Annotated in this window: 29 protein-coding genes and 1 pseudogene; 15 read left to right on the top strand and 15 right to left on the bottom strand. The window is 60.1% G+C overall.

Going from position 1 to position 25650, the window contains the following annotated elements:
* The first annotated feature begins 6 nt into the window (after positions 1-6).
* Positions 7-660: an endonuclease III gene (gene nth, locus BST95_RS06175; RefSeq protein ID WP_084201065.1), complete on the top strand. Its 654-nt coding sequence runs from the start codon at positions 7-9 to the stop codon at positions 658-660.
* A 277-nt stretch (positions 661-937) separates the two neighbouring features.
* Here the strand turns inward: nth and murJ are convergent, their stop codons facing one another.
* From murJ to BST95_RS06145, 6 genes and pseudogenes are all read right to left on the bottom strand, one after another.
* Complete coding sequence (gene murJ / locus BST95_RS06170; RefSeq protein ID WP_084198574.1) at positions 938-2521, bottom strand: murein biosynthesis integral membrane protein MurJ; 1584 nt, start codon at positions 2519-2521, stop codon at positions 938-940.
* Positions 2522-2536: 15 nt separating this feature from the next.
* On the bottom strand, positions 2537-3151 hold the full coding sequence (locus BST95_RS06165) for an NUDIX domain-containing protein (RefSeq protein WP_066055420.1): 615 nt from the start codon (positions 3149-3151) through the stop codon (positions 2537-2539).
* Positions 3152-4165: an aspartate carbamoyltransferase gene (locus BST95_RS06160; RefSeq protein WP_084201064.1), complete on the bottom strand. Its 1014-nt coding sequence runs from the start codon at positions 4163-4165 to the stop codon at positions 3152-3154.
* Positions 4166-4252: 87 nt separating this feature from the next.
* Positions 4253-5698, bottom strand: coding sequence for an exodeoxyribonuclease I (gene sbcB, locus BST95_RS06155; protein WP_084198573.1), 1446 nt, complete (start codon positions 5696-5698; stop codon positions 4253-4255).
* A pseudogene (locus BST95_RS06150) lies at positions 5691-7213 on the bottom strand (fumarate hydratase). The gene sbcB and the pseudogene BST95_RS06150 overlap by 8 nt, the downstream one beginning before the upstream one ends.
* Before the next feature lie 141 nt (positions 7214-7354).
* The gene (locus BST95_RS06145) at positions 7355-7699 is read right to left on the bottom strand and encodes a DUF1820 family protein (RefSeq protein ID WP_066056196.1); all 345 of its coding nucleotides are present in this window, start codon (positions 7697-7699) and stop codon (positions 7355-7357) included.
* Between the two features lie 215 nt (positions 7700-7914).
* Between BST95_RS06145 and miaB the strand changes: the two genes are divergently transcribed.
* The 14 genes from miaB (at position 7915) to BST95_RS06075 (ending at position 22031) form a co-directional block, all read left to right on the top strand.
* Entirely contained in the window at positions 7915-9258 is a 1344-nt protein-coding gene (gene miaB / locus BST95_RS06140) for a tRNA (N6-isopentenyl adenosine(37)-C2)-methylthiotransferase MiaB (protein ID WP_084198572.1), read from the top strand.
* 57 nt (positions 9259-9315) lie between these two features.
* Complete coding sequence (locus BST95_RS06135; protein ID WP_084198571.1) at positions 9316-10362, top strand: PhoH family protein; 1047 nt, start codon at positions 9316-9318, stop codon at positions 10360-10362.
* Positions 10359-10838, top strand: a complete 480-nt coding sequence (gene ybeY / locus BST95_RS06130; RefSeq protein ID WP_084198570.1) for an rRNA maturation RNase YbeY — start codon at positions 10359-10361, stop codon at positions 10836-10838. The genes BST95_RS06135 and ybeY overlap by 4 nt, the downstream gene beginning before the upstream one ends.
* A complete protein-coding gene (locus BST95_RS06125) occupies positions 10835-11680 on the top strand; it encodes an HlyC/CorC family transporter (protein WP_084198569.1) in 846 nt (281 codons plus the stop codon). The genes ybeY and BST95_RS06125 overlap by 4 nt, the downstream gene beginning before the upstream one ends.
* Before the next feature lie 9 nt (positions 11681-11689).
* Positions 11690-13204, top strand: coding sequence for an apolipoprotein N-acyltransferase (gene lnt, locus BST95_RS06120; protein ID WP_084198568.1), 1515 nt, complete (start codon positions 11690-11692; stop codon positions 13202-13204).
* Positions 13205-13327: 123 nt separating this feature from the next.
* A complete protein-coding gene (gene leuS / locus BST95_RS06115; RefSeq protein WP_084198567.1) occupies positions 13328-15781 on the top strand; it encodes a leucine--tRNA ligase in 2454 nt (817 codons plus the stop codon).
* A gap of 18 nt (positions 15782-15799) precedes the next feature.
* Positions 15800-16324, top strand: coding sequence for an LPS-assembly lipoprotein LptE (locus BST95_RS06110; protein ID WP_066055446.1), 525 nt, complete (start codon positions 15800-15802; stop codon positions 16322-16324).
* 9 nt (positions 16325-16333) lie between these two features.
* Entirely contained in the window at positions 16334-17344 is a 1011-nt protein-coding gene (holA, locus tag BST95_RS06105; RefSeq protein WP_084198566.1) for a DNA polymerase III subunit delta, read from the top strand.
* Positions 17345-17497: 153 nt separating this feature from the next.
* On the top strand, positions 17498-18235 hold the full coding sequence (gene imuA / locus BST95_RS06100) for a translesion DNA synthesis-associated protein ImuA (protein WP_066055452.1): 738 nt from the start codon (positions 17498-17500) through the stop codon (positions 18233-18235).
* Positions 18236-18376: 141 nt separating this feature from the next.
* Complete coding sequence (locus BST95_RS06095) at positions 18377-18814, top strand: OsmC family protein (protein WP_084198565.1); 438 nt, start codon at positions 18377-18379, stop codon at positions 18812-18814.
* Between the two features lie 29 nt (positions 18815-18843).
* Positions 18844-19056 (top strand): DUF2788 domain-containing protein, encoded by a 213-nt coding sequence (locus tag BST95_RS06090; protein WP_066055458.1) that lies wholly within the window; start codon positions 18844-18846, stop codon positions 19054-19056.
* Entirely contained in the window at positions 19053-19568 is a 516-nt protein-coding gene (locus BST95_RS06085) for an O-acetyl-ADP-ribose deacetylase (RefSeq protein WP_146004236.1), read from the top strand. Before BST95_RS06090 ends, BST95_RS06085 begins: the two co-directional genes overlap by 4 nt.
* Positions 19569-19705: 137 nt before the next feature.
* A complete protein-coding gene (locus tag BST95_RS06080; RefSeq protein ID WP_084198564.1) occupies positions 19706-21130 on the top strand; it encodes a Y-family DNA polymerase in 1425 nt (474 codons plus the stop codon).
* Between the two features lie 88 nt (positions 21131-21218).
* Positions 21219-22031, top strand: coding sequence for a universal stress protein (locus tag BST95_RS06075; RefSeq protein ID WP_084198563.1), 813 nt, complete (start codon positions 21219-21221; stop codon positions 22029-22031).
* Here BST95_RS06075 and BST95_RS06070 read toward each other — a convergent pair.
* Genes BST95_RS06070 through bla form a run of 9 tightly spaced genes read right to left on the bottom strand, consistent with a single transcriptional unit; the run spans position 22028 to position 25634 of the window.
* Positions 22028-22366, bottom strand: coding sequence for a zinc ribbon domain-containing protein YjdM (locus BST95_RS06070; protein ID WP_084198562.1), 339 nt, complete (start codon positions 22364-22366; stop codon positions 22028-22030). The two genes, BST95_RS06075 and BST95_RS06070, sit on opposite strands and share 4 nt — an antisense overlap.
* Before the next feature lie 6 nt (positions 22367-22372).
* Positions 22373-22801 carry a GNAT family acetyltransferase gene (locus tag BST95_RS06065; RefSeq protein WP_066055470.1) on the bottom strand — a complete coding sequence of 143 codons (429 nt, stop codon included), beginning with the start codon at positions 22799-22801 and terminating at the stop codon, positions 22373-22375.
* A gap of 1 nt (position 22802) precedes the next feature.
* Positions 22803-23120: a cupin domain-containing protein gene (locus BST95_RS06060; protein WP_205737336.1), complete on the bottom strand. Its 318-nt coding sequence runs from the start codon at positions 23118-23120 to the stop codon at positions 22803-22805.
* Entirely contained in the window at positions 23117-23452 is a 336-nt protein-coding gene (locus BST95_RS06055) for an iron chaperone (RefSeq protein ID WP_205737335.1), read from the bottom strand. Before BST95_RS06055 ends, BST95_RS06060 begins: the two co-directional genes overlap by 4 nt.
* Positions 23442-23756, bottom strand: coding sequence for a putative signal transducing protein (locus BST95_RS06050; RefSeq protein WP_066055478.1), 315 nt, complete (start codon positions 23754-23756; stop codon positions 23442-23444). The genes BST95_RS06055 and BST95_RS06050 overlap by 11 nt, the downstream gene beginning before the upstream one ends.
* Positions 23734-24039 carry an antibiotic biosynthesis monooxygenase family protein gene (locus BST95_RS06045; protein ID WP_240500266.1) on the bottom strand — a complete coding sequence of 102 codons (306 nt, stop codon included), beginning with the start codon at positions 24037-24039 and terminating at the stop codon, positions 23734-23736. Before BST95_RS06045 ends, BST95_RS06050 begins: the two co-directional genes overlap by 23 nt.
* A complete protein-coding gene (locus BST95_RS06040; RefSeq protein ID WP_084198559.1) occupies positions 24036-24515 on the bottom strand; it encodes a cupin domain-containing protein in 480 nt (159 codons plus the stop codon). Before BST95_RS06040 ends, BST95_RS06045 begins: the two co-directional genes overlap by 4 nt.
* Before the next feature lie 26 nt (positions 24516-24541).
* Positions 24542-24979 (bottom strand): PaaI family thioesterase, encoded by a 438-nt coding sequence (locus tag BST95_RS06035; RefSeq protein ID WP_084198558.1) that lies wholly within the window; start codon positions 24977-24979, stop codon positions 24542-24544.
* Entirely contained in the window at positions 24969-25634 is a 666-nt protein-coding gene (bla, locus tag BST95_RS06030; protein ID WP_084198557.1) for a subclass B1 metallo-beta-lactamase, read from the bottom strand. The genes BST95_RS06035 and bla overlap by 11 nt, the downstream gene beginning before the upstream one ends.
* Positions 25635-25650 lie beyond the last annotated feature (16 nt).

Here is a 25650-nt window from a genome sequence, read left to right as displayed (position 1 = left end):
GCCAATATGCTCAAGTCCGATCGCGTCGCCTACATACTCAAGCGACTACAGGAGCTCTACCCGGAAACGCCCGTCCCGCTGGACCACAAGGACCCATACACCCTGCTGGTCGCGGTGCTTCTCAGCGCCCAGTGCACCGACGAGCGCGTCAACCAGATTACGCCTGAGCTATTCGCCCTGGCCGACAACGCCCACGACATGGCCCCCCAGGACGTAGGCGAAATCCAGGACATCATCCGCCCCTGCGGCCTGTCGCCACAGAAGTCCAAGGCGATTAAGCGCCTCTCGGAAATTCTGGTGGAAGAGTACGATGGCGAAGTGCCCCAGGACATGGAGGCACTCGAAAAACTCCCCGGCGTAGGCCACAAAACTGCCTCGGTTGTGATGTCCCAGGCCTTCGGCGTGCCCGCCTTTCCCGTGGACACCCACATTCACCGCCTGGCCCAGCGCTGGGGCCTGACCTCAGGCAAGAGCGTGGTCCAGACCGAGCGCGACCTGAAGCGCCTGTTTCCCGAGGAATACTGGAACAAACTCCACCTGCAGATCATCTTCTACGGCCGCGAGTACTGCACCGCCCGCGGCTGCGACGGCCGTGTCTGCGAGATCTGCACCACCTGCTACCCCGATAGAAAACATCCCAAGAAAACACTCAAGGCGTGACGACCTACCGTCCCGCCTGCAACACAGGCGCCAGTCTCAACAACGATACTCTTTAGTCTGCTCGATAAAGGTTCAGAGGCGGGACACCCCTCTCAGAATCGTCGGGAGCCAGGGATGGCGGACGCCGAAACGACCCATGGACGGGCTTGCAGTGGTTCTGAGAGGGGTTTCTCGTCTCTGGACCGCCAACCAGAGAACGACCAAAACCGCACAGCAGTGGGCTTGAAGTGGTTCCGAGCAGATTATCCCGTCTCTGAACCGACACCCAGAGAGCGATCTAAACCGCCCCCGGCGCCCGCAAATGCCGCAACCGAGTCCCGAGCACAAAATGCACCGCTAGATACGCCACTACACCAGCACCACAAACCATGCCCATCTGCAGCGCCCGCTCCCGCCACCCCCAGGCCAACCACTGCTCCGTCGGCGCCGCCAGCAACATCACCGCCGCCGACATCGCCACGGTCGCCGCGATCAGACGGCCCGCATACATGCCCCAGCCCGGCTGGAACACAAACACACCGTCACGGCGCAGACCGCGCAGAAGCAGCCCCGCATTCAGCCAGGCCGAACAGGAGGTGGCCAGCGCCAGCCCCACGTGGCCAATATTGAGGTACCACAACAAGGGCAGCACAAAGGCCAGGTTCATCACCATGTTGGCCGCCATCGCAATAATGCCGATTTTGACCGGGGTAGCCGTGTCCTGACGGGCGTAAAAACCCGGCGCCAGAATCTTGATCAACATAAAGGCGATCAGGCCCAGGCTGTAGGCCCGCAGTGACAGCGAGGCCATATGGATATCGCCTGGGGTGAGTTCTCCGTACTGGAACAGAGTCACCAGAATCGGCTCCGCCAGCAGAATCAGGGCCACCGCCGCCGGCATGCCGATGAGCAGTACCGAGCGGGTCGCCCAGTCCAGGGTCACCGCGAATTCCTGCTCCCGCGCTGCGGCGCGATGAGCCGACAGGTTGGGTAAAATCACCGTGGCAATGGCGATGCCAAACACACCTAGCGGCAGTTCCGCCAACCGGTCCGAGTAGTACAACCAGGAGACACTGCCCGTGGGCAGAAACGAGGCCAATACCGTATCCAACAGGAGGTTGATCTGGCTGACAGAGACACCAAACAGCGCCGGCACCATCAACTTCATGATGCGCCGAACGCCTTCGTGCTGGGTATCCACCACCGGGCGCGGCACCAGATCGAGCCGGTATAGTGATGGCAGCTGGAACAACAGTTGTATTACGCCCGCGAAGAACACGCCCCAGGCCAGCGCAAACACCGGTTCAGCAAACCAGGGCGACGCTACCACGGCGGCGAAGATCAGCGACAGGTTGAGAAACACCGGGGTGAACGCAGGCACCGCAAAGCGCCCGTAACTATTGAGAATGGCGCCGCAAAACCCCGTCATCGATATCAGCAACAGATACGGGAAGGTAATCCGGATCATGTCACTGGTAAGTTGGTATTTGTAGGGCTGGCTGACAAATCCCGGGGCAAACAGCGCCGCCACCAGTGGTGCCGCCAGCACAGCCAGCGCCGTAACCAGCAGCAGCGTGCCTCCGAGCACCCCCGCCACCCGATTGATCAGTTCCTTGACCGCCTGGTGGGCACCCTGTTCCTTATAGTCCGCCAGCACCGGTACAAAGGCCTGTGAGAACGCCCCCTCGGCAAACAGGCGGCGCAGGAAATTGGGGATTTTAAAGGCCACGAAAAAGGCATCGGCATTGGCGCTGGCACCCACAAAAGCCGCCACCACGATATCCCGCACCAGACCCAACACGCGCGACATCATGGTCATCGCGCCGACCAGCGCAGAAGAGCGCAATAGACCCGGGCGTTTTTTAGTGGTGGCCTCGCTCATAGTGTCCGCGGGCGGCTAGGCCCAGCGCTCCCGCAGCGATTCGATGTGATTGCGCAACCACAGCAGGGCAATAAGCGTGTGGCCATTGGGCATGGCATTGCGATCGAGCAGGTCAAAGGCTTCGGCGACCGGCACCGAGTGCACCAGAATATCCTCACCCTCTTCCGGCAGGCCGTGCACCCCGCCGACCGCTGCGGTGGTCATGCGACCGCAGAACAGGCGCACCTCCTCCGTGCAGGCTCCGGCGCTGGGCAGCACCGTGGCAATCGGCTCGAGCAGGCTCAGCTCACAACCAGCCTCTTCCATGGCCTCGCGGTGTGCGACTTCCGCATCCGCCTCGCCAGGTTCGACAATGCCGGCAATGAGTTCCAGCATCCAAGGGCTGTTGGCGCCGCGCATGGCGCCCGGACGGAATTGTTCGATGAGGACAACGGAGTCGGTGACAGGATCGTAGGGCAACACACCCACCGCGTCGCCGCGCTCAAAAATCTCTCGTACCTGCGGTTCCACCCAGCCACCGCCAAAGGCGCGGTATTGCAAGGTCACCCGGCGCACCTGGAAATAGCCCTGGAAAGCCGTTTCCTCAGCCAGTATGCGAACGTCGTCGGCCCCGAAGGTCAGCTCGGGCATTTAAAAGCGGCCCGCGGTATACCAGGTCACATCGCTGGCGTGGGCATCGACCTGGTCAACCACATCCAGCACCAGGGCAAACAGGGCCATGCGCACCAGCACCCCGTTGTCGGTCTGGCGGAAGATCGCCAGGTTCGGGTTGTCGTTGAGGTCATCGTCCAGCTCCCGGGCCATTTCACGGGAGTCCCGGGGCAGCGGGTGCATGATGACTGTATTCGGTTCGCAGTTGGCGGTGTACACGCTCTGGTTGAGGCGGAAGCGACCACGGTACAGGTCGGCCTCTTCCTGGGTGCTGAAGCGCTCTTCCTGGATGCGGGTGGAATAGACGATGTCGACCGCAGCAATACTCGACTCCAGCTGATCCGATTCCAGCACGTCCACACCGGCACTGCGCATGCGCTCGACGATCTCGCCGGGCATACCCAGTTCCTGGGGCGACACCAGAGTCACATGCACGTTGTCGAACAGGCACAGCAGCTTGCACAGGGAATGCACCGTACGCCCGAAGCGCAGGTCGCCGACCATGGCGATGCGCAGGTTATCGATGCCCCGACCGCGACCAGCCATTTCGCTTTTAATCGTGTACAGGTCAAGCAGCGCCTGGCTGGGGTGCTCGTTGGCACCGTCGCCGCCGTTCAGCACCGGCACCCGGCTCGCCGCGGCAAACTCCGCCACAGAACCTTCCGCCGGATGGCGCATGACGATGACATCCGAGTAACCGCTGAGCACCCGGGCCGTGTCGTAGAGGGATTCGCCCTTGGCCAGCGCGGAGGATTCAAACCCCGTGGTTTCGCGCACCTCGCCACCGAGCAGGTTAAAGGCACTGCCAAAGCTGACCCGGGTACGGGTACTGGGTTCGAAGAACATGTTGCCGAGAATGGCGCCGTCGAGCACTTTGGTGCGCCTGCGGCGATGGGCATAGGGCTCCATCATGTCAGCGACCGAGAATACGCGCTCGACATCGGCGCGCTCGAATTGCTGGATCGACAGTATGTTGCTTCCGGCGAATTCCACCATTCCCCTCCCAGGAGACCCAAACTATTGGCCGGAATTATAAGTGGTGGGCGCGGTTCAAGTCGCGCTACTTTTCACAGGATTGGCTCAGGCCAACAGGCTGTCGCTGTACTCCAGCAGTTGCTCCATCAACTCACACTGGGGCAAGGTCAGCTCACCGGACTCAACCAGAGCCTCAATGGTCTCCTGGTATTGCTCCATACAAATACTGGCGCCCGCCTCGGGCTCGGTGAGACGTGAGAAGCGATACTCTTCCCAGTGAGCGCGCTCATCGGGGCTGAGTGATTCAGGGTAATTGCGGGCCCGGTAGCGGAACAACATGTCCGGCAGGCGGGCGTCTTCGAAGGGAAAACTGGTGCCGGCGAGGTCTTCAGGGCTGCTGTTGCGAATCTGATCCATAAGGCGCTTGTCGGCCTCGCCGAAAAAGCCGCCGCTATAGAGCATGCGATCCGGGTCGGTGATTTCATCAAACACCCGGCCGCTGTAAACACCCTGTAGATTACTGGTGAAACCACGCGGATTAGCGGCCTGCATTTCGCGCAGTGCAGCGAGGTGGGCGCGACAGCGAGCGCCGTCAATGCCCAGCCGCTGCGCCGTGGCAGGGTCCGCCATTTTGGCCGTCACCAGAATCGGGCACTTGTTCAGGTGCACCGATTTTAACCCGGAGCGCTCAACACCCTCAGGCAACTCATCTTTGCGCGCAAACAGCAGCGCAGCAATTTCTTCTGAATTCTGGCGCAGGGCAGCAGGGTCGGCCATCAGGTCAAAACAAATCACTTCGTTCTTGTTACTCGGGTGCATGGCCAGCGGCACAATCAGGGCAATATTGTGCCGCTCAGCGCCGAACATACCAGAGACATGCAGCACCGGTTTCATGGCTTCCATTTGCAACAGGGCACCCGCCGATCGCTTGTCGCGATTCTGCATCACATAGTCAAACAGGCGCGGCTGCTTTTCCTTGATGAGACGGGCCATGGCAATGGTGGCATGCACATCCGACAGGGCGTCGTGTGCGTCTTCGTGGGCAATCCCATTAGCGGCAGTCAGATCTTCCAGACGGAAGCTGGGCAGGCCATCCTCGCGGGTCGGCCAATTAATGCCCTCGGGGCGCAACGCGTAACAGGCGCGCACCATATCGATAATGTCCCAGCGGGAATTGCCGTTCTGCCATTCCCGGGCATAGGGGTCGTAAAAATTACGGTACAGCGTGTAACGCGAAACCTCGTCGTCGAAGCGAATGCTGTTGTAACCCACACCACAGGTGCCTGGCTGGGCGAGCTCCTCGTGAATCAGGCGAATAAACTCCGCCTCGGGCATGCCTTCCGCCAGCGCTTGTTGCGGGGTAATTCCGGTGACCAGACAGGCCTGCGGGTGAGGGAGAAAGTCGTTGGCGGGCCGGCTGAAAATCACCAGCGGCTCGCCAATGGGGTTGAGGTCGGCGTCGGTGCGCAGCCCGGCAAACTGCACCGGACGATCGCGGGAAGGGTCCGCGCCGAAAGTCTCGTAGTCGTGCCAGTAAAAGGTGTTAGACAACCTCGATGGCCTCTTCCTCGATCTTTGCCTGCCAGATCTTGGGGCCTACCTCGTGGACTGACGTACCTTCCATGTCGACTGCGACACTCACCGGCATATCCTTCACTTCAAACTCGTAGATAGCTTCCATACCCAATTCCGGGAAGGCAACCACTTTGGCAGAGGTAATCGCCTTGGAGACCAGATAGGCGGCACCGCCGACTGCCATCAGGTAGACGGCCTTGTGCTTCTTGATAGCCTCAACACCAGCGGGGCCGCGCTCGGCCTTGCCGATCATGCCCAGCAGGCCGGTGTGCTCGAGCACAAAGTCAGTGAACTTATCCATGCGGGTGGAGGTGGTGGGGCCGGCGGGGCCTACAACCTCATCGCGCACCGGGTCTACAGGGCCCACGTAGTAGATAAAGCGGCCCTTGAGGTCTACCTCAGAAGGCAGGCCTTCACCGGACTCAATCAGTTCCTTCATCTTCTTGTGAGCTGCATCGCGGCCGGTGAGCATCTTGCCCGACAGCAGCAGAACGTCGCCCGGCTTCCACTGGCTGGCGTCTTCCCGGGTAATCGTGTCCAGGTTGACCTTGTGAACGTTGTCGCCGGTTTCCTGGGAAACAATCGGCCAGTCGTCGAGGCTGGGCGGTGTTTGCAGGGCCGGCCCGAGCCATCCAGCTCAAAGTGCGCGTGACGGGTGGCCGCACAGTTGGGAATCATGCACACAGGCAGTGACGCCGCGTGTGTCGGGTAGTCGTTGATCTTGACGTCCATAACCGTGGTCAGGCCGCCCAGGCCCTGGGCACCAATACCCAGCTTGTTCACCTTCTCCATGATTTCCAGGCGCAGCTCTTCGGCACGGTTGGAAGGCCCGCGCTCGCGCAGTTCATGAATATCAATCGGCTCCATCAGCGCTTCCTTGGCCATAACTGCGGCCTTTTCAGCGGTGCCGCCAATACCAATGCCCAGCATGCCGGGCGGGCACCAGCCGGCGCCCATCGTGGGTACGGTCTTCACCACCCAGTCGACGATGGAATCGGAGGGGTTGAGCATGGCCATCTTGGACTTGTTCTCAGAACCGCCACCCTTGGCAGCCACTTGCACATCAACCGTGTCGCCTTCGACAACTTCCATGTGGATGACGGCAGGGGTGTTGTCCTTGGTGTTCTTCCGGGCACCGGCCGGGTCCTCGAGAATAGAGGCGCGCAGCACGTTATCGGGATTCAGGTAGGCGCGACGCACGCCTTCGTTGACCATATCCGCCACAGACATCTGGGCATCCCACTGCACGTTCATACCAATCTTCAGGAAGACCGTGACAATACCGGTGTCCTGACAAATGGGGCGCTTGCCCTCGGCACACATGCGTGAATTGATCAGGATCTGGGCCATGGCATCTTTGGCGGCCGGGTTCTGTTCTTTCTGCCACGCCTCGTAGACACCGTCGATGAAGTCTTTCGGGTGGTAGTAAGAGATGAACTGCAGCGCATCGGCGACGCTGTCGATGAAATCGTCCTGACGAATCACGGTCATGGCGGGGTCCTTGGGTGTGGAGTGTGTATCGAGCGGTCGCCATTGTACACCTATACACCGGGCTAGAAAGCCCTGCCACGGGCTACCGCGCCAATAGCGGGGCGCTATTGAACCAGGCTCACCATACTGGGTGCAGCAAGTTTATTCGTCTGAGATCTGGGGCGGTCCGGAACCGGCAAAGGGGAAGCTCGCCACATTGCCGCCTTCGGCAGGTTTGACGTCCGATACCTTGACCGCGCCTTCCTTGTCGACCTCGTCAATACGCAGGATAGCCTGCATGGGAATGTAGCTGCGGGTCACGCCGGCAAACTCGTTTTTGAGCTTTTCTTCAGACGGGTCAACCACGATCTGGGAGCGCTCGCCAAACACAAACTCTTCAACCTCGATAAAGCCCCACATATCGCTCTGGTAAATCTGCCGGGCAAACACTTCGTAGACCTGGGTGCCGTTCTGGAAGATGACTTTGTAAACGGGTTGAGCTGGCATGCTTTTCTCGTGGTGAAACGGGTTGATGATACCCCCTGCGGCGGGCCATGGCCGGGCCATATTTGCAGGGGGCGGCAATATTACCACCATGGCGACGAATTACCAGCCTGCAGCCCCCGTCAGTACTAGGTTTCGGGGACATCCCTCTGTATAATCCGCTGCCCTTTTTGCGATCGAATAGACCCGCGGCGGCGCGCCGCAGGAACCGAGGAACTGTGAACAAGAAACTGTACATCAAGACCCACGGCTGTCAGATGAACGAGTACGACTCCGCGCGTATGCGTGACCTGCTCGAGGAAAGCCATGACCTGGTGCCCACAGACAACCCTGAGGAGGCCGACGTGCTCCTTCTAAATACTTGTTCTATAAGGGAAAAGGCTCAGGAGAAGGTGTTCCACCAGCTGGGCCGCTGGAAACACCTGAAGCAGAAAAACCCGGACCTTATAATCGGCGTCGGCGGCTGCGTGGCCAGCCAGGAAGGCGAGGAAATCGGCAAGCGCGCCCCCTATGTGGACCTGGTGTTCGGCCCCCAGACCCTGCACCGCCTGCCGGACATGATGGACCAGCGCGAGGCAGAACAAGGCCCCGGCGGCACCCTGGTGGTAGACGTCAGCTTCCCGGAAATTGAGAAATTCGACCGCCTGCCCGAGCCCAAGGTGGATGGCCCCACCGCGTTTGTCTCCATCATGGAAGGCTGCTCCAAGTACTGCACCTTCTGCGTGGTGCCCTATACCCGCGGCGAAGAGGTGTCGCGCCCGCTGGACGATGTGATCGCTGAAATCGCCCACCTCGCCGGCGAGGGAGTCCGCGAGGTCAACCTGCTCGGCCAGAACGTGAACGCCTACCGCGGCGAGAGCCATGAGGGCGACATTGTCGATTTCGCCGAGTTGCTGCACTACGTGGCAAAGATTCCCGGTATCGAGCGTATTCGCTACACCACCTCTCACCCGGTCGAATTCTCAGATGCCCTGATTGAGGCCTATGCGGACATTCCACAGCTGGTCGATCACCTGCACCTGCCGGTACAAAGCGGCTCGGACAAGATCCTCAACGCCATGAAGCGCGGCCACACGGCCCTGGAATACAAGTCCAAGATCCGCCGCCTGCGCAAAATCCGCCCGAACATCAGCATCTCCTCGGACTTTATTATCGGTTTCCCGGGCGAATCCGAGGCCGATTTCGCCGATACCATGAAGCTGATCGAAGACATCGGCTTCGATGTGTCCTTCAGCTTTGTTTACAGCGCCCGCCCGGGCACCCCGGCCTCTGACTTACCGGACGATACCTCGGAAGATGTGAAGAAGCAGCGCCTGCAAATTCTCCAGAACCGGATTAACCAGCATGCCCAGGAAATCAGCCGTCGCATGGTCGGCACTACCCAGCGCATTCTGGTCACCGGCGTATCGAAAAAAGACCCGGGGCAGCTCCAGGGGCGTACTGAGAACAATCGCGCCGTTAACTTCAGCTGCACTGACCACAGCCTGATTGGCGAATTCGCCGACGTAGAGGTGTTTGAGGCCCTGCCCAACTCCCTGCGTGGCGTGCTCGTGGCGAGTTGACGCCGCGCCAATCCTGTATATCCTTTAACCAATCGATGACAGCCCCGCAGTGGGCCAATGACGAACTTGAACAGCGAAACCCTAGCACCTGACCCGGCACCCCAGCCGGTGACGCAACTAAGCCTCACCCTCGAACCCAATGACGCCCGTCATCTGGCCATGCTCTGCGGCCAGCTGGACGGCCACCTGCGCCAGATCGAACAGCGCCTGGGCATCCGCATTGGCAATCGCGGCAACCAGTTCCAGCTGTCCGGCCCGTCGGTCAATGTGGCCGCAGCCCGTGAGCTGCTCATTCACCTGTACGCCGAGGTCTGTCAGGGCGTGGGCCTGAGCCCTGAGTCCCTGCACCTGCAGCTGCAACAGGCCGGCCTCGAAAGCCTGGCCGAGGCGGCCCAGAGCGACGAGCCGGTGGAGGCAATTCAGGTCATTCGCACCAAGCGTGCCTCCATTAAGCCCCGCGGCAAAAACCAGCAGGGCTATGTGCGCACCATTAAGCAGAGCGATATCAACTTCGGCATTGGTCCCGCCGGCACCGGCAAGACCTACCTGGCGGTAGCCTGTGCCGTCGAGGCGCTGCTGGAAGAGCGTGTACGCCGCATCCTGCTGGTACGCCCGGCGGTTGAGGCCGGTGAAAAGCTGGGTTTCCTGCCCGGTGACCTGTCCCAGAAGATTGATCCGTACCTGCGCCCGCTCTACGACGCACTGTACGAAATGCTCGGTTTTGAGACCGTTAACAAGTACATCGAACGCAACATCATCGAAGTGGCGCCGCTGGCCTTTATGCGCGGCCGCACCCTGAACAATGCATTTATCATTCTCGATGAAGCCCAGAACACCACCCGCGAACAAATGAAGATGTTTCTGACACGGATCGGATTTGGCTCCACCGCTGTCATCACTGGCGACGCCACCCAGATCGACCTGCCCCGGGGCGCACAGTCGGGCCTGACCCATGCCAGCAATATTCTCGATGGTGTCGAGGGCATTGGCTTTACCTATTTCGCCAACAAAGATGTAGTACGCCACCCGCTGGTACAGCGCATTGTCCAGGCCTATGACTCGCACGAGGACAAGGCCAAGCCCATGGATTCCAACCAGCTGTGAACCTGGAGATCGACATTCAGCGCGAGACCAGTGATCCCGCGCCTGATGAGGACGACATAAGACGCTGGATTCAGGCAGCGCTGGCCACTCAGCGCAAAACTGATACAGAAGTTAGCGTGCGGCTCGTCGACGAAGACGAGATGGCTGAGCTCAATCACACCTGGCGCGGCAAGTCCGGCCCCACCAACGTTTTGTCATTCCCCAGCGACTTGCCTCCCGAACTGGAACTGCCGCTGCTGGGCGATATCGTGGTGTGCACCCAGGTCGTGATCCGCGAAGCATCCGAACAACACAAGACCCTGGAGGCGCACTGGGCCCACATGCTGGTTCACGGCACCCTGCACCTGCTCGGTTACGACCATATCGAAGACGAGGAAGCCCAGGCCATGGAGGTACTGGAAACCCGCATCCTCACTGAACTCAACTACCCCTGCCCCTATCGGGGCGACCAGCTCGAGGAGCACCAGAGCGCATGAGCACCGATCCATCCAGCCCCGATCATGGCGAGAAATCCTGGCTGGAGAAAATAGGCCAACTGTTCTCCGGCGAGCCAAGTACCCGCAAGGATCTGGAAGCCATACTCGCCGTGGCAGCCGAGAATGAGGTCATCGACGAGGACGCGCGCAGCATCATGGAAGGGGCCATGCAGGTCAGCGACATGCAGGCCCGCGACATTATGATTCCGCGCGCCCAGATGGTGTTGATCAAAGCCGAATCCACCCTGGAAGAAATCCTGCCGCAGATTACCCGCTCGGCACACTCACGTTACCCGGTGATCGGCGAAAGCCCCGATGACATTCTCGGCATTCTGCTGGCCAAGGATTTGCTGCCCATGGTGTTGAGTAAAGACCACAGTGACTTCCGGCTGGAAAACCTGCTGCGCCCCACCGTGGTCGTCCCCGAGAGCAAGCGCCTCAATGTTTTATTGCGGGAGTTCCGCGAAAATCGTAACCACATGGCCATCGTCATCGACGAATATGGCGGCGTCGCCGGCCTGGTAACGATCGAGGACGTACTCGAAGAGATTGTCGGTGAAATTGAAGACGAAACCGACGCCCTAGCGGATCGCTTCATCCGCAAGATCAGTGACGATGACTACTTCATCAAGGCCCTCACCCCGATCGAGGACTTCAACGAACACTTCGGCACCGGTTTCAGCGATGAAGAGTTCGATACCATAGGCGGGCTGGTCATTCAGGCTCTGGGCCATATGCCCACCCGCAATGAAGTGGCGGTTATCGACAACTTTGAGTTCCAGGTGATTAACGCCGACCAACGCAAAATCCACAGCCTGCGCATGCGGCCAGGCAAGAGCTGACACCGCCACATGCGCAGCGAGAAGCCCGGCCTGCACCCCCTGATCGTGCTCCTGCTGAGCCCACTGGCAGGCGCGCTGATCACCCTGTCACTGGCGCCCTACAATATATGGCCGGCGGGCATTCTCAGCTGCGCCCTGTTCGCCTACCTGCTGAGCACCTGCAACCCACCGCGCGGCTTCTGGCGCGGCTGGCTGTTCGGACTGGGCCTATTCGGCACCGGGGCTTCCTGGGTGTATGTCAGCATCCACGAACACGGCAATGCCAGCGTGCCCCTGGCACTGGTGCTGACGGGCTTGTTCTGCGCCGGCCTGGCGCTACTGCACGGCACGTTCGCCTGGCTTTATATCCGCTTTATACGCCCCCTGCCCGGCGGTATGCTTATCGGGTTTCCGGTGCTGTGGGTGCTGTTCGAATGGCTGCGCAGCTGGTTTCTCACCGGCTTCCCCTGGCTTTACCTGGGCTACGCCCATGTCGATACCGCCATCGCCGGCTGGGCGCCGATTCTCGGCATTTACGGCCTGTCGATGATTTGCGCCCTGACCGGCAGCTGCCTGTTTCTGGCCTGGCGCAGCCGCCAGGCCATTGCGCTTGTCACCTACGCCGTCATTGTCGCCACCCTGTGGATCGGCGGCGGCGTACTCAAGCCCATCCAATGGGTAGCGCGCGCCAGCGAAGAACCGCTCTCGGTCGCAATTTACCAGCCCAATATCCCGCAGCAGAACAAATGGAATCGCGAGTACTACCTGCCCATTCTGCACCAGATGCGCGGCGCCACCATGCCCCTGCTCGGCCACGATATTATCGTGTGGCCCGAGGCCGCCATCCCCAATCTATACGAGCGCGCGCGACCGTTTCTCGATCCCATCGCCGCCCGGGCACGCAAGGCCGATACCACGTTAATTACCGGCATACCGAACCGTCCCGAAGGCGACGAACGCTACTACAACAGCATTACCGCCCTGGGCCAGGGCCAGGGCAGCTACTTCAAGCAACGGCTAGTGCCCTTTGGCGAATATGTGCCGCTGGAGGACTACCTGCGCGGTGTGATCGAATTCTTTAATCTGCCCATGTCGTTCCAGAGCCGCGGCCCGGCCGATCAGCCACCGCTGGCAGCGGGTACCTTTCGGGTATCGCCCTCGATCTGCTACGAAGTGGTCTACCCGGACCTGGTGGCCGCCGGCGCCCGCGAGGCCGACCTGCTGATTACCATTAGCAACGACAGCTGGTTCGGAGATTCCATCGGCCCGCTGCAGCACCTGCAAATGGCGCAGATGCGCGCCCTGGAAAATGGCCGCTATATGATTCGGGGCACCAATAACGGTGTCTCCGCCCTGATCGATCACCGCGGCCAGGTCATTGCCGAGTCCGAGCAGTTCGTGGAAACCGTGCTGACCGGCGAGGTCCAGGCCATGCTGGGCAAGACGCCTTTCGCCAGTTTTGGTTCGGTGCCGATTCTGTCGGCCTGCGCCATCAGCCTGGCGCTGATGATCCTCATGTACCTGGGATTCTGGCGAGAGCCCTGATCCCGGCATCGTCTCGGCGCCAGCCGCCGAAGGCCTGCCTGCAGGCCAGCAGATTCACACTCCTACAGCGCCCTGAATACTGGTAGAATTCGCCCTCTTTTTTTACCGGAATCAAGCAAGGCAATGGAGCAGCAATACAAGCCCGACATCCTGGAGCGCGAAGCCCAGGCCCACTGGCTGGCGAACAACAGTTTCGCGGCGATTAAGGATGAGCGCGAGAAGTACTACTGTCTCGCCATGTTCCCCTATCCCAGTGGCAAGCTACACATGGGACATGTGCGCAATTACACCATCGCCGATGTGATCGCCCGCTATCAGCGCATGCTGGGTAAAAACGTGCTGCAGCCCATGGGCTGGGACGCATTTGGCCTACCTGCAGAAAATGCAGCCATTGCCAATAATGTCGCCCCCGCCAGCTGGACCGTACAGAATATCGATCACATGCGCTCCCAACTGCGTCAGCTGGGCTTCGCCTACGATTGGGACCGCGAAATCGCCACCTGCAAGCCAGAGTACTATCGCTGGGAGCAATGGTTCTTTACCCGTCTTTATGAAAAGGGACTGGTTTACAAGAAAATGGCGACCGTAAACTGGGACCCGGTAGATCAAACGGTTCTTGCCAACGAGCAGGTCATCGAAGGCCGTGGCTGGCGTTCCGGCGCGCTGATCGAACGCCGTGAGATTCCTCAGTGGTTTATCCGCATTACCGCCTACGCTGAAGAATTGCTTGCGGGGCTGGACAATCTCGATGGCTGGCCAGAAGCCGTGCGCACCATGCAGCGCAACTGGATTGGCAAAAGTCGTGGCGTGGAACTGGCCTTTGGGCTGGATAGCCCAGTGGCGGACCTCGACCGCATCGAGGTGTATACCACCCGGCCCGACACCCTTTACGGTGTCACTTACGTAAGCCTGGCTGCGGAGCACCCAATCAGCCTTGCGCTGGCCGCAGACAACCCGGCACTGGCCAGCTTTATCGGCGAATGCAAGCGCAGTTCAGTCGCTGAAGCGGACATGGCTCAGGCCGAGAAACTCGGCATGGACACCGGCCTGCGCGCTCGCCACCCCCTCACCGGTGAAGAAGTACCTGTGTGGGTCGCAAACTACGTGCTCATGGACTATGGCTCAGGTGCGGTAATGGCTGTGCCGGCCCACGATGAGCGTGACTGGGAATTCGCCCAGAAATACCAATTGCCGGTGAAAACCGTTATATGCGACACCGAGGGCCAACCAGCGGACACCAGTGCGGCTGCCTACACCGAGCACGGTGCCTTGACTGCCTCTGGTGAATTCGACGGCAGCAGTTTCGATGCGGCCTTCGAAGGTATTGCCGCCCGACTGGAAGCCTCGGGCATGGGCAAGATCACAACCCAGTTCCGACTGCGTGATTGGGGCGTTTCGCGCCAGCGCTACTGGGGCACACCCATTCCCATGCTCAATCTCGACGACGGCAGCGACATTCCCATTCCGTCAGACCGCCTGCCCTCGCTGCTGCCTGAAGATGTTGTTATGGACGGTGTTGCCTCACCGATTAAAGCGGACCCTGAATGGCGTAAATTCACCCTGGACGGTGCTGACTGCGTACGGGAAACCGATACGTTCGACACCTTTGTGCAATCCTCTTGGTACTACGCCCGTTTCACATGCCCCGATTACACGGACGGCATGCTCGACAGCGACGAGGCCAACTACTGGCTACCTGTGGATCAATATGTCGGTGGCATCGAACATGCGATCCTTCACCTGCTTTATGCCCGCTTTTTCCACAAGCTAATGCGCGACGAAGGTCTTGTGAACTCCGACGAACCCTTCACTCGCCTGCTCACCCAGGGCATGGTGCTGAAGGACGGCGCCAAAATGTCCAAATCCAAGGGCAATACTGTTGACCCCCAAGCCCTGATCGATCAATACGGTGCGGATACTGTACGCCTGTTCTCGATGTTTGCAGCCCCGCCAGAGCAATCCCTGGAGTGGGCCGACTCTGGTGTTGAAGGCGCTCACCGGTTCCTCAAGCGTCTGTGGAAACTGGTTAACGGCCACGTAGCCGCAGGTCCGGCCCCGGCACTGGATACCAGCGCCCTGACCGAACAGCAGAAAAATGCCCGCCGCAAAGCGCACGAGACCATTGCCAAGGTCAGCGACGACTACGGCCGCCGCCAGACCTTTAACACCGCCATCGCCGCGGTCATGGAGTTGTGCAACGAGCTGGGCAAACTGGACGACAGCGACCAGAGCCGCGCGGTACTGGACGAAGCGTTGCGCGCCATCGTGCTAATGCTCAACCCCATCACGCCGCACATCTGCCACGAGTTATGGCCGGCGCTCGGCGGCACAGGCGACGTGCTCAATGCGCCCTGGCCCAGTGTCGACGAAGACGCACTCACCCGCGACAGCATTGAAATGGTGGTTCAGGTGAACGGCAAGGTCCGCGCCAAGATGAACATTGCCGCCAATGCCGACAAGGATGCTGCCGAAGCGGCGGCCCTGGCTCAGGACAATGTGCAGCGTTTCCTGGAAGGCGTGACCGTGCGCAAGGTGATTGTAGTACCGGGCAAATTGGTTAATATTGTTGCCAACTGATTAAGGCCGGAACCCATTATGCAGCGGCGCCTCGCCACCCTTGTTATCGCTCTTTGCGCCACAGCCATGGTATCCGGCTGTGGCTTCCACCTGCGCGGCAGCGGCGGCGCCAGTGTTCCAGAGGAATGGCGCTCGCTGTTTCTGGTCACCAGTAATCCCAACAGCGAATTCAGTCGCGAGGTGAAGCTGCGCTTCGCCAATGCCGGCATTGAATGGGCCGACGACCGCGCCGACGCCAACTATCTGCTGGTACTCGGACCGGAGCGTTTCAGCCAGCGAAACCTGTCACTGGATGCCGACACCCGAGCGGCGGAATTCGAACTGACCATGCGTTCGACATTCTCGATCAACAACGCCAGAGGCAAGGGCGTCATGCCCGACACCACCGGCACGGTGATCAAGCAGATGGAAAACGACCCCCAGAACGTCGTGGGCAAGGCCGAGGAGATCCGCATCCTCAAGGCGGAGATGCGCAGTGAACTGTCGCAGCAGATTCTGCGCCGCATCGCCTTCTTCGCCGCCAGCCAGACGCCCGAGGCCTGACACCTCGCGATGCGCCTGTACCCCGAGAAACTCGCCGGCCATCTCAAGCAGCAACTTCTCCCCGTTTACCTGATTAGTGGCGACGAGCCTCTGCTGGTACAGGAGTGCTGTGATTTGGTGCGCAAGGCCGCACGCGACGCCGGCTGCACCGACCGCGAAATTATCGATGTGGTGCCGCGCTTCAAGTGGGATGAAATTCTGCACAGTGCGTCCAGCATGTCACTGTTCGCCGAGCGCAAACTGGTGGAAATACGCATGCCCTCGGGCAAGCCCGGCGCCGATGGCAGCAAGGCCCTGTGCGAGTATCTCGATATGGCTGCCGGCAGCGACGACATCCTGCTGATTGTGTCCGGCAAGATCGATAAGCAGTCCACCAATAGCAAATGGTACAAGGCCCTGGACAAGGCCGCCGCCACGGTGCAGATCTGGCCCATTGAAGCCCGTGACCTGCCGCGCTGGTTGCAGCAACGCTGCAGCGCCGCCGGCCTCAGCATCGATAACGACGCTCTGCAGTTGCTGTGTGAGCAGGTGGAGGGCAATCTGCTGGCAGCGGTACAAGAAGTGGAGAAACTCAAGTTGCTGGCCAGCGATGGCCAGATCAACGCCGAGACCATTACCGCCTCGGTGTCCAATAACGCCCGCTACAACCTGTTTGATATGACCGACCATGCCCTCAAGGGCAATGCCGGCACCAGCCTGAAAATGCTCCACGGCCTGCGCGGCGAAGGCACCGAGCCGGCCGTAGCCCTGTGGGCTCTGCTCCGGGAAGTACGCACCCTGCACCAGGCCCGCCAGCAGGTCGATGCGGGGCAGTCACCCCAGCAGGTACTGGGCGGTTTGCGGGTGTGGAAAAACCGCATGCCCCTCATGCAGGGTGCACTGTCACGGCACAACAGCGTGACACTTACCGCATTGCTTGAACAGGCATCGGCCGTCGATGGCACCATCAAGGGCTTTGCCGCCGGCAAACCCTGGGACCAACTGGAAAACCTCGTTCTGCAGCTCGCCGCGAGCCGCTAACCCCCACCTGTCGCCTTTCAGGGCACGTCTCATTTTTGCCAACTAATACCCCTGCCCAGGGCCTTGCACTCTGCCTGCCACTCAACTACTGTTTATACATACAGTGTACAAACATACAGTAAACACAAAGCAGAACAACAAGAGAGGCCCGACATGAACCAGGCTCTGCAGCAAGTCATCAATCGCAACGACACCTGGCGCGGCAACTTCACCGCCCTGTCCGCCGATGGCGATCGCCACTGGCATGCCGGTAACAACCGGAACGACAACACCCTGGGCACCGGTTACAGCACCCTCGACAAAGAGTTGCGCGATGGCGGCTGGTCGCTGGGAAACACTGTGGAAGTGCTCAGTGATGGCTGTGGCATGGGCGCCATGGGCCTGTTTCTGCCTGCCATGGAAACCCTGAGCGCCGAGGGCCGCTGGCAGGTCTTCATCGCCCCACCTTTTACGCCCTACGCGCCGCTGCTCAAGGCCCGCGGTATTAACACCGAGCAAATCCTGCTGGTGCACCCGAAAAGCCGCGAAGATTTGCTGTGGGCCACCGAACAGGCCCTGCGCAGCAGCACCAGCAGCGCCGTGTTCAGCTGGTTGGGTGCCCACGAATACAGCTACGGTGAACTGCGTAAATTACAGCTGGCCGCCGCCGACAGCGACAGCCTGGCCGTGTTATTCCGCCCCCACAGTGCCGCCCGTAACCATGCGCCGGCAGGCCTGCGTCTGCAAATACGTGAATACCGTAAGGTACATATTCTCAAGCAGCGCGGCGGCAACCAGTATCTCGATGTAGCCCTGCCACCGGCCGAGGATATCCCGGAACAACCCCAGCTGTGGGAAGTACCCACCTGGCAGGACAGCCCCCAGCAGCAGCCGGCGTTCTCCTTCGCATAGTGCCACCTGCCGGCCTGGACAGACCCGGCCTGGCCAGGCCCGGCCGGGCGGGTAAGTTCACAATGGTTGCGTCATCACCATCAGCCGTGGCACCAAGAGTGCTACACTGCCTGCCGCCATACATAATAAGGAGCAGGCAGCATGCAAGATTTCCCCCACCACTATCACGTCAACGCCACCGCCCAGGTGACTGGTAATGTCGCTATCAATAGCGGCGCTATGCCACCGCTGGCCTCCGCACCACCGGCGGAATTCGGCGGCCCTGGCGACCAGTGGTCGCCAGAACATTTACTCATGGCCTCGGTGGCGGACTGCTTTGCACTCACCTTCCGAGCCATTGCCGCCGCCTCCAAGCTGGAATGGAGCGACCTGGCCGCCGACGCCGAGGGCGTGCTTGACCGGGTAGAGCGGGTCACCCAATTTACCGCAATTGCCGTCAAGGCCACGCTGACCGTGCCCGCCGGTGTCGACGAGGCCAAGGCCCAGCGCATACTGCACAAGGCCGAAGATGCCTGCCTGATCACCAACTCACTCAGTGCCGACACCCATCTGGAAACTGCTATAATCGCCGCCTCCTGAACAGGGCCGCACCGGCCCGGGAGTAGCATGTGGATGAGTGGCTGACAGAGTACGGCGTCACCATCGGGGTGTCCGCCCTTATTCTCTTTATGATGTTCATTGTGTGGGACCTGGCCAAGCGCAGTAACGCGGGCAGGTTCGGCACCATCATTCTGTATATTGGCCTGGCCATGGGTATGTTCGGCTTTGCCATCAAGTTTGTGATTTCCTACCTGCTGGAAAATGCCGGAGGCGTTGGGTGACTGTGCACCTGGCTTTGGGTGATATTACCCGGGCCGAAGTGGATGCTGTGGTGAATGCGGCCAATGAGGGCATGCTCGGTGGCGGGGGTGTCGACGGCGCCATCCACAGGGCCGCAGGCCCTGCCCTGCTCCAGGCCTGTCGCGATGTCCCCGCCACCAATGGCGTCCGCTGCCCCACCGGTGAAGCCCGCATTACCGATGCCGGGGCACTCACCGCACGCTATGTCATCCACACGGTGGGGCCGGTTTACGCCAGCGCCACCAACCCACCAGCCCTGCTGAGCGCAGCGTATCGCAACAGCTACCAGCTCGCCCTGCAACACGATTGCCACTCCCTGGCCGTACCGGCGATCTCCTGTGGGGTGTACGGCTACCCGCTGGAAGAAGCGGCAGCCATCGCCGTGGCGGTAAGCACCGATGCCGCCTTTGCTGACCTGGACATTCATTTCTACCTCTTCAGCCAGCCGGTATACGACGCCTGGCGCTCAGCCCTGGCCCACCATCAGGGCTAGCTGACCTGCCTGCCCGAGCGACAGGTCGCAGACCTGTCCGTGGACAACAATGCCCTCTTGATTAATACTGTATATATGTACAGTATTAATCAAATTAACATGGCCGAGCTATCCCCCATCGTTTGGCAACGCCAGTTATGAGCCTGTGGTTGTGCCTGCGCTTTCACCTGCTGCCCCTGAAATGCCTTGAGCGCACAGAGGAGCGCGCCGTGGTGGTACTGGAGAAACAACGCGTGCTCCGGGCCAATGATTGTGCCGCAGCCGCGGGGGTGCGCGAAGGCATGAAACCGGCCACCGTGCGAGCCCTGGTCGGTGATGACCCACTCCAGCTACTGGAGCGCGATACAGCCGCTGAGGCCCGCTGCCTGCAGCAACTGTGTTGCTGGGCCTATAGCATCACCCCCAGCCTGCACAGCTGGCACGGCGACTGCCTGCAACTTGAAATCGGCAGCTGCCTGGCGCTGTACCGCGGCCTGCCACCCCTGCTGGAAGAGGTGCGACGCGGTTTGGCCAGCCGGGGATTCAGCGCCTGCTTCGCTCTCGCACCCACTCCCAAGGCAGCCTGGTTGCTCTCCTTTGCCGATGAAGCCGACGCTCTGGCGGCAGAGACACCCCTGGAGCAACGCCTGGCCAGCCTGCCCCTGACCCTGTTGCAGGAGCACACCGGCCCGGTGGATTCCCTGCGACGGGCCGGCCTGCACACTCTGGGCGACATACTCGCCCTCCCTCAGGCAGCCCTCGGCAGACGCTGCGGTAAAGCCTTCATAACATTCCTGCAACAGGTACTGGGCAAACAGGAAGAACTGCACCCGGATTACCAGCCTCCCTCGCGCTTCGACGACGAGTACTGGTTTGGTTACGAGGTAAAAGCCAATGACGAACTGCAGCCGGCCATGCAGTTACTGCTGCAATCGCTGTGCAAGTTCCTGCGCAATACCCAGCTGCAAACCGCAGAAATCTGCTGGCAGCTGATCGGCATTGATCACTCCCTGCGCAAGCTTCAGGTGCGCAGCACCAGCAGTCACAGCGACTGGAAAAGCTGGTTCAGCCTGACCCTGATTCACTTGGACCGACTGGAACTGCAAACCGGCGTGGAGGGCATTGCCCTGGAGTGCAGCGAATTACGCACCGGCGACCTGGACAACCTCGATTTGTTTAACCCGCGCAAACAGAAAGAACCCCTGGCCAGCCTGCTTGACCGCTTGCGCAGCCGCCTCGGGCTACAGGCCGTGGAACAGGTCGGCTGCCGCGATGAACACCTGCCTGAACACGCCCTGCACACCTGCAGTGAACGCCCTGCTGGCGGCAACGCCGGTGCCACCAGCCTGCAGCGACCGTTCTGGCTAATGCCCCAGCCACAAGAGCTCGAGCGCCGCCAGAACGCCCTGCACTGGCAGGGCAGACTGGAACTGATTTACGGCCCGGAACGTATCGAGGATAACTGGTGGCAGCAGCCTGTAAGTCGCGACTACTACATTGCCCGCGGGCATCACGGCGAACACTACTGGGTGTTTCGCGATCGCCTGGCGCGGGCCTGGTTTATGCACGGTATCTTCGCCTGAACGTGTCCGGCCGCGGCAATTAGAGGGTGCCAATTCACGTCGATTGCGCCAAAATGGCGCCAACACCGTGCACAGAGGCAATTACACGATGGACTTAAACCGGTTTCTGGTCGTCTACGACCCCACCGGGGAAGAGCAACCCGCGCTGGAGCGTGCAGCGGCCATCGCCGCTGAAATCGACGCCAGCCTGCACCTGTTCGCCTGCATCCACGGCGACAAGGCAGGCATTGAGCGCGACACGGAGGAAGCACAGCAACAAATGGCTGCCCTGCAGGCCACGCTCGACACACACCTGGCTCCCATTGCCGCTGCCGGCACCGCCACCAGCAGCGAAGTGGAATGGGGCAAAGACTGGTACCACGCCGTGGTTAACGCAGCCGCACGCATCAATGCTGACATGGTGTTCAAATCATCCTTCAAGCACTCGACCAGCCACAGACTGCTGACATCAACCTCAGACTGGACGCTGATCCGGGAGTGCATGAGCCCGGTATTGCTGGTGAAGAAAGCCACGCCGCCACCGGTGCCCCGCATCCTCGCCGGTATCGATATCAATGTGCGCACCGAGAGCTACGAAAAACTGAATGAGCACATTCTCGACCTGAGCCTCCGTCTGGTCGCCAGCGACATGGCCGAAGTACACGTGGTAAATGCCTTTCCCGACTTTCGCCTGAAGCCGGATCGGAGGAAACTGATGGAAGTCGCCGGCGTCGACAGCGAGCACGTTCACATCAAGCTGGGTGAGCCGGACAAGGTCATTGTCGATGTAGCCAGAAGTATCGATGCGAGTATGGTCATCGTCGGCAACTCACACCGCTCGGGCATTGCTGCACTGATGAACGGCAATACCGCCGAGAAGATCCTCGACAAGCTCGACTGCAACGTGCTGGCGATGCCCTAGGCTTTTTTCACAAACTGCGACTTCAGCTTCATGGCGCCAATGCCGTCGATCTTGCAGTCGATATCATGATCGCCATCTACAAGCCGGATATTCTTTACCTTGGTGCCTACTTTGACCACCGAGGACGAGCCTTTCACTTTGAGATCCTTGATCACGGCAACCGTGTCGCCGTCAGTCAGGGGATTGCCGTTGGCGTCCTTGATGACCCTGGCGTCGTTCTCTTCGGCCGCTGCCACCTGCGGCCACTCGTGGGCACACTCTGGACACACGAACTGGTCGCGGTCTTCGTAGGTATAGGTAGAGCCGCACGCGGGGCAAGGGGGTAGTCCACTCATACTAGATCACTCTGCCGATTTGTCGGGAATCAGGCGTTTGCCGAGGCTGACCACCTCATCTTCGCCATAGCCCATGGCATGATAAAAGGCGAGCACCGCCTCGTTGGTGCGCCGCACCTGGAGGTTAAGTTTGGGGCAACCGCGCTCGAGTAGCAGTGCCTCTATCTGGCGCATTAACACCACACCGTAGCCCTTGCGCCGGTGCTCGTTGCTCACCGCAAGGTAATTCACCCAACCGCGATGACCTTCGTAGCCGCCCATAACTGAGGCGACAATCTGACCGTCAATCTCACCCACCAGAAACAGCTCACGACCAACCTGCAGCTTGCGGGCAATATCCCGCTGCGGATTGTTCTGCGGCGCCAGCAGGCCACAATCCCGCCACAGCTCAATCACCGCCGCTTCGTCAGCCTCTGCAAATTGTCGAATATCCATATCAGTAGTGTATCGCCAACCACACGGTGTCTTCATCCGGTATTGTCCAGTCCACACGATGGCGTTCGTGTGCAGTCAGCAGGAGATAATCCCCTGGCACCAAGGTGACGGAGGGCTTGTCAGGATAGGCAATCACGGCCTTACCCTTGAGCAGGGCGACCCACTCGTGGGTGTCCTGGTCGTACCATTCGTCCGCTGGGGAACAGTGGCCTCGACTGACAATGCGTTCGATCTTAAGGCCCTCCTGCTCAACCAGCACGCTGAACAGTTCCTCGGGGAGAGACGCGGGGATATCGCCGAACAGATTATTCAATGTCACTGCTCCATAGCCGAGCGCACCACCTGCTTGAGATCGTCCAGGGCAATATCGTCACGATCGCGAAAGTTGAGACGGCCCTTGCCACCTTTGACGCCTGGGTGCAGCTCGCGAAAGGCTGCAAGATGCTCTGCAGAACAGGCATACAGGGAAACATAGTGCTTCTGACTGCCCACTGAGACCCAACCATCGCCCTGACTGAACGCCGGCATCCGGTATTTCAAATCAAGCAACGCATCTGGATACAGGGCCGCAATCATATCGATCAGACCGGTGATGCGTGCTCGCCGGTTGTCGGGCAATGCCTGCAAATAAGCGTTCACTTCAGGTGTCACTGGCCGGGGCCTCCGCCTGACAGTTCCAACAAAATTCGAAGGCAGGGTCATTCTCTTCCCGACACTGAGGGCAGAGCCATGGGGTAGCATCGACGGGACTCAGGGCCTGCTCGACAATATACTGCGCGCGCTCAAAGTCGCGCTCTTCGACCCACAGCTCGGGCCAGGCATCAAACACCGGTACTTCGCCTGTCGCACTGGAGACATGCTCATTGCGCAAGTCGCTGGCAATACCCTGGGCTTCAAGGAGATTGCGGATATTCCCGACATAGAAGCGATTTTCACTGGTATAGACTTTTTTCATACCTGCGCACGACCTCCACAACTTCAACGGAGTAACTGCTGTACCAGCGTGCGGCACCCGCTGCCTGGGCACGCTGATGCATGGCGTCCTGCTTCCATGCCAGAATATCCGCTTCACTTTTCCAGTAAGAGATCGCCACCTCGCTATCACCTTCTGTCCAGGCCTTGAACTCGACGCAACCGAACTCACTCAGGGCGCGCTGGCGTAGCGTCTCAGCGGTATCGACATATTCCTGATCCAACGCCTTGATGGTCGCCCTGAAAATCACCGCGAACACATTCACGCTCCCTCATAATAGTCGACCTGGCTGTCCTCATGGGCAATAAAGGACTTCCAGGAACCATCCGGCTGCTGCGCGTAAGCCGCGTACTTGCCAGAGTCAGGGTAGTAACACATTGCCGGATCCGCATGCATACTCAGGGCGAGGTATCGCAGCGGCCCATCCGAGGTATTGATAATCTGGTGCGCTGTGCCATCACCCGGCGGAGTAAACAATACGTCCCCCGGCCCGATCGCATGCTCACCGTCGTCATAGCGCATGGTCCGACTGCCCTCGACAACGATGAACAACTCTTCCTCGCCATAATGCAGGTGAAACGGCCAGCCACGTTCGCCCGGCGCCAGTTCAACAATACCGCAGCCCATTCGCTGCATCCCCAGCAGTTCGCCCAAGCGCGCCGCTGACGCAGAAAAGCCCTCGCCATTGCCCACCTTCTTCAGGGCTATGGTATTGAAATTCGCCCGGGGTAAATCGCTCATCGATCCTCTCCTGTTAGCGGCAGCGCTTAGCCTGCATAACCGGCCATATCAGCCAACTTCATTTTACTGCGCACGAAAATGCCGTTACCGCGCCCGACTTCTCGTCCCTCTGAATCATAGACCACCGCCTCCGCGATAAACTGGCTGCGGTTGTAGTTCACCACCTTGCCAACCGCACGCATATTGCCGGGTGACATGGGTCTCGTCGTATAAGTGGTAAACGACGTTGTCAGGACAAACACCTCCGGCTCGAGAGAATTGGCGGCGAAGAAAGCGGCATCGTCGAGCATCTTGAAATACACGGAGCCGTGCACGCCACCCGCGGCGTGGCAGTGCTGTAGACCCGCTTCAATAATAATTTCCGCTTCGCCTTCGCTTACGGTCATCACCGGATGATAAAAGTCGTTAACCGGTGCTGTGGCGTAAAGGCTCTCCAGCGCGCGGTAATGGTCACTATTCGTCATCTACTATCTCTCTATTGACGGCCTCTGCAAGATCGGCCGTATGCATCAATAATTCCGGGCCGCCGACATCGCCGTGCCCCGGCACAACGAACTGCGCGTCCTCAAACCTGTCCAATACCCGCAGGGCAGAATCGCCCCACTCAGACATCACCGCATCGCGGGTATTGCCCATGCTCTGGGTCTGCATAGCACGCACCAGACAACCTCCCATCAAGACTTTCGCTTGGGGCAGCCACACCACAATATTGTCCGCCGTGTGACCACCACCGGGGTACCAGGCGTAGGCCTGCTCACTCCACAGCCACTGCCCCTCTCCAGAAAATGTGTGTTTGGCCAGCGCGTCGCCCTGCGAGGCCAACAACTCGTTAGTCTGCGCAGAGGCCCAGGTGTCTACACCCTGTGCGTTTAACCAGGCGATGCCCGAGGCGCGGTCATCGTGATAATGCGTGGAGATGCTGGCCTTCAACGTCCAGCCCTGATCCGCTATCCACTGCGCCAGCTTCCTGGTATCGGCCACCTGCCAAGGGGTATCGATAATATAAGCACTCGCATCATGAACCAGCACTAGGCCATTGGAGGGGTAATAACCGATGTTCGGCAGCCTGCCATAAGAGACGTGACGATATATTCCCGGGGCGATTGCGCTGACTTCCATAACGCCATCGTCGCGC

The organism is Halioglobus japonicus (assembly GCF_001983995.1).
Lineage (GTDB): Bacteria > Pseudomonadota > Gammaproteobacteria > Pseudomonadales > Halieaceae > Halioglobus > Halioglobus japonicus.
This window is presented reverse-complemented; position numbering and strand designations above follow the sequence as displayed.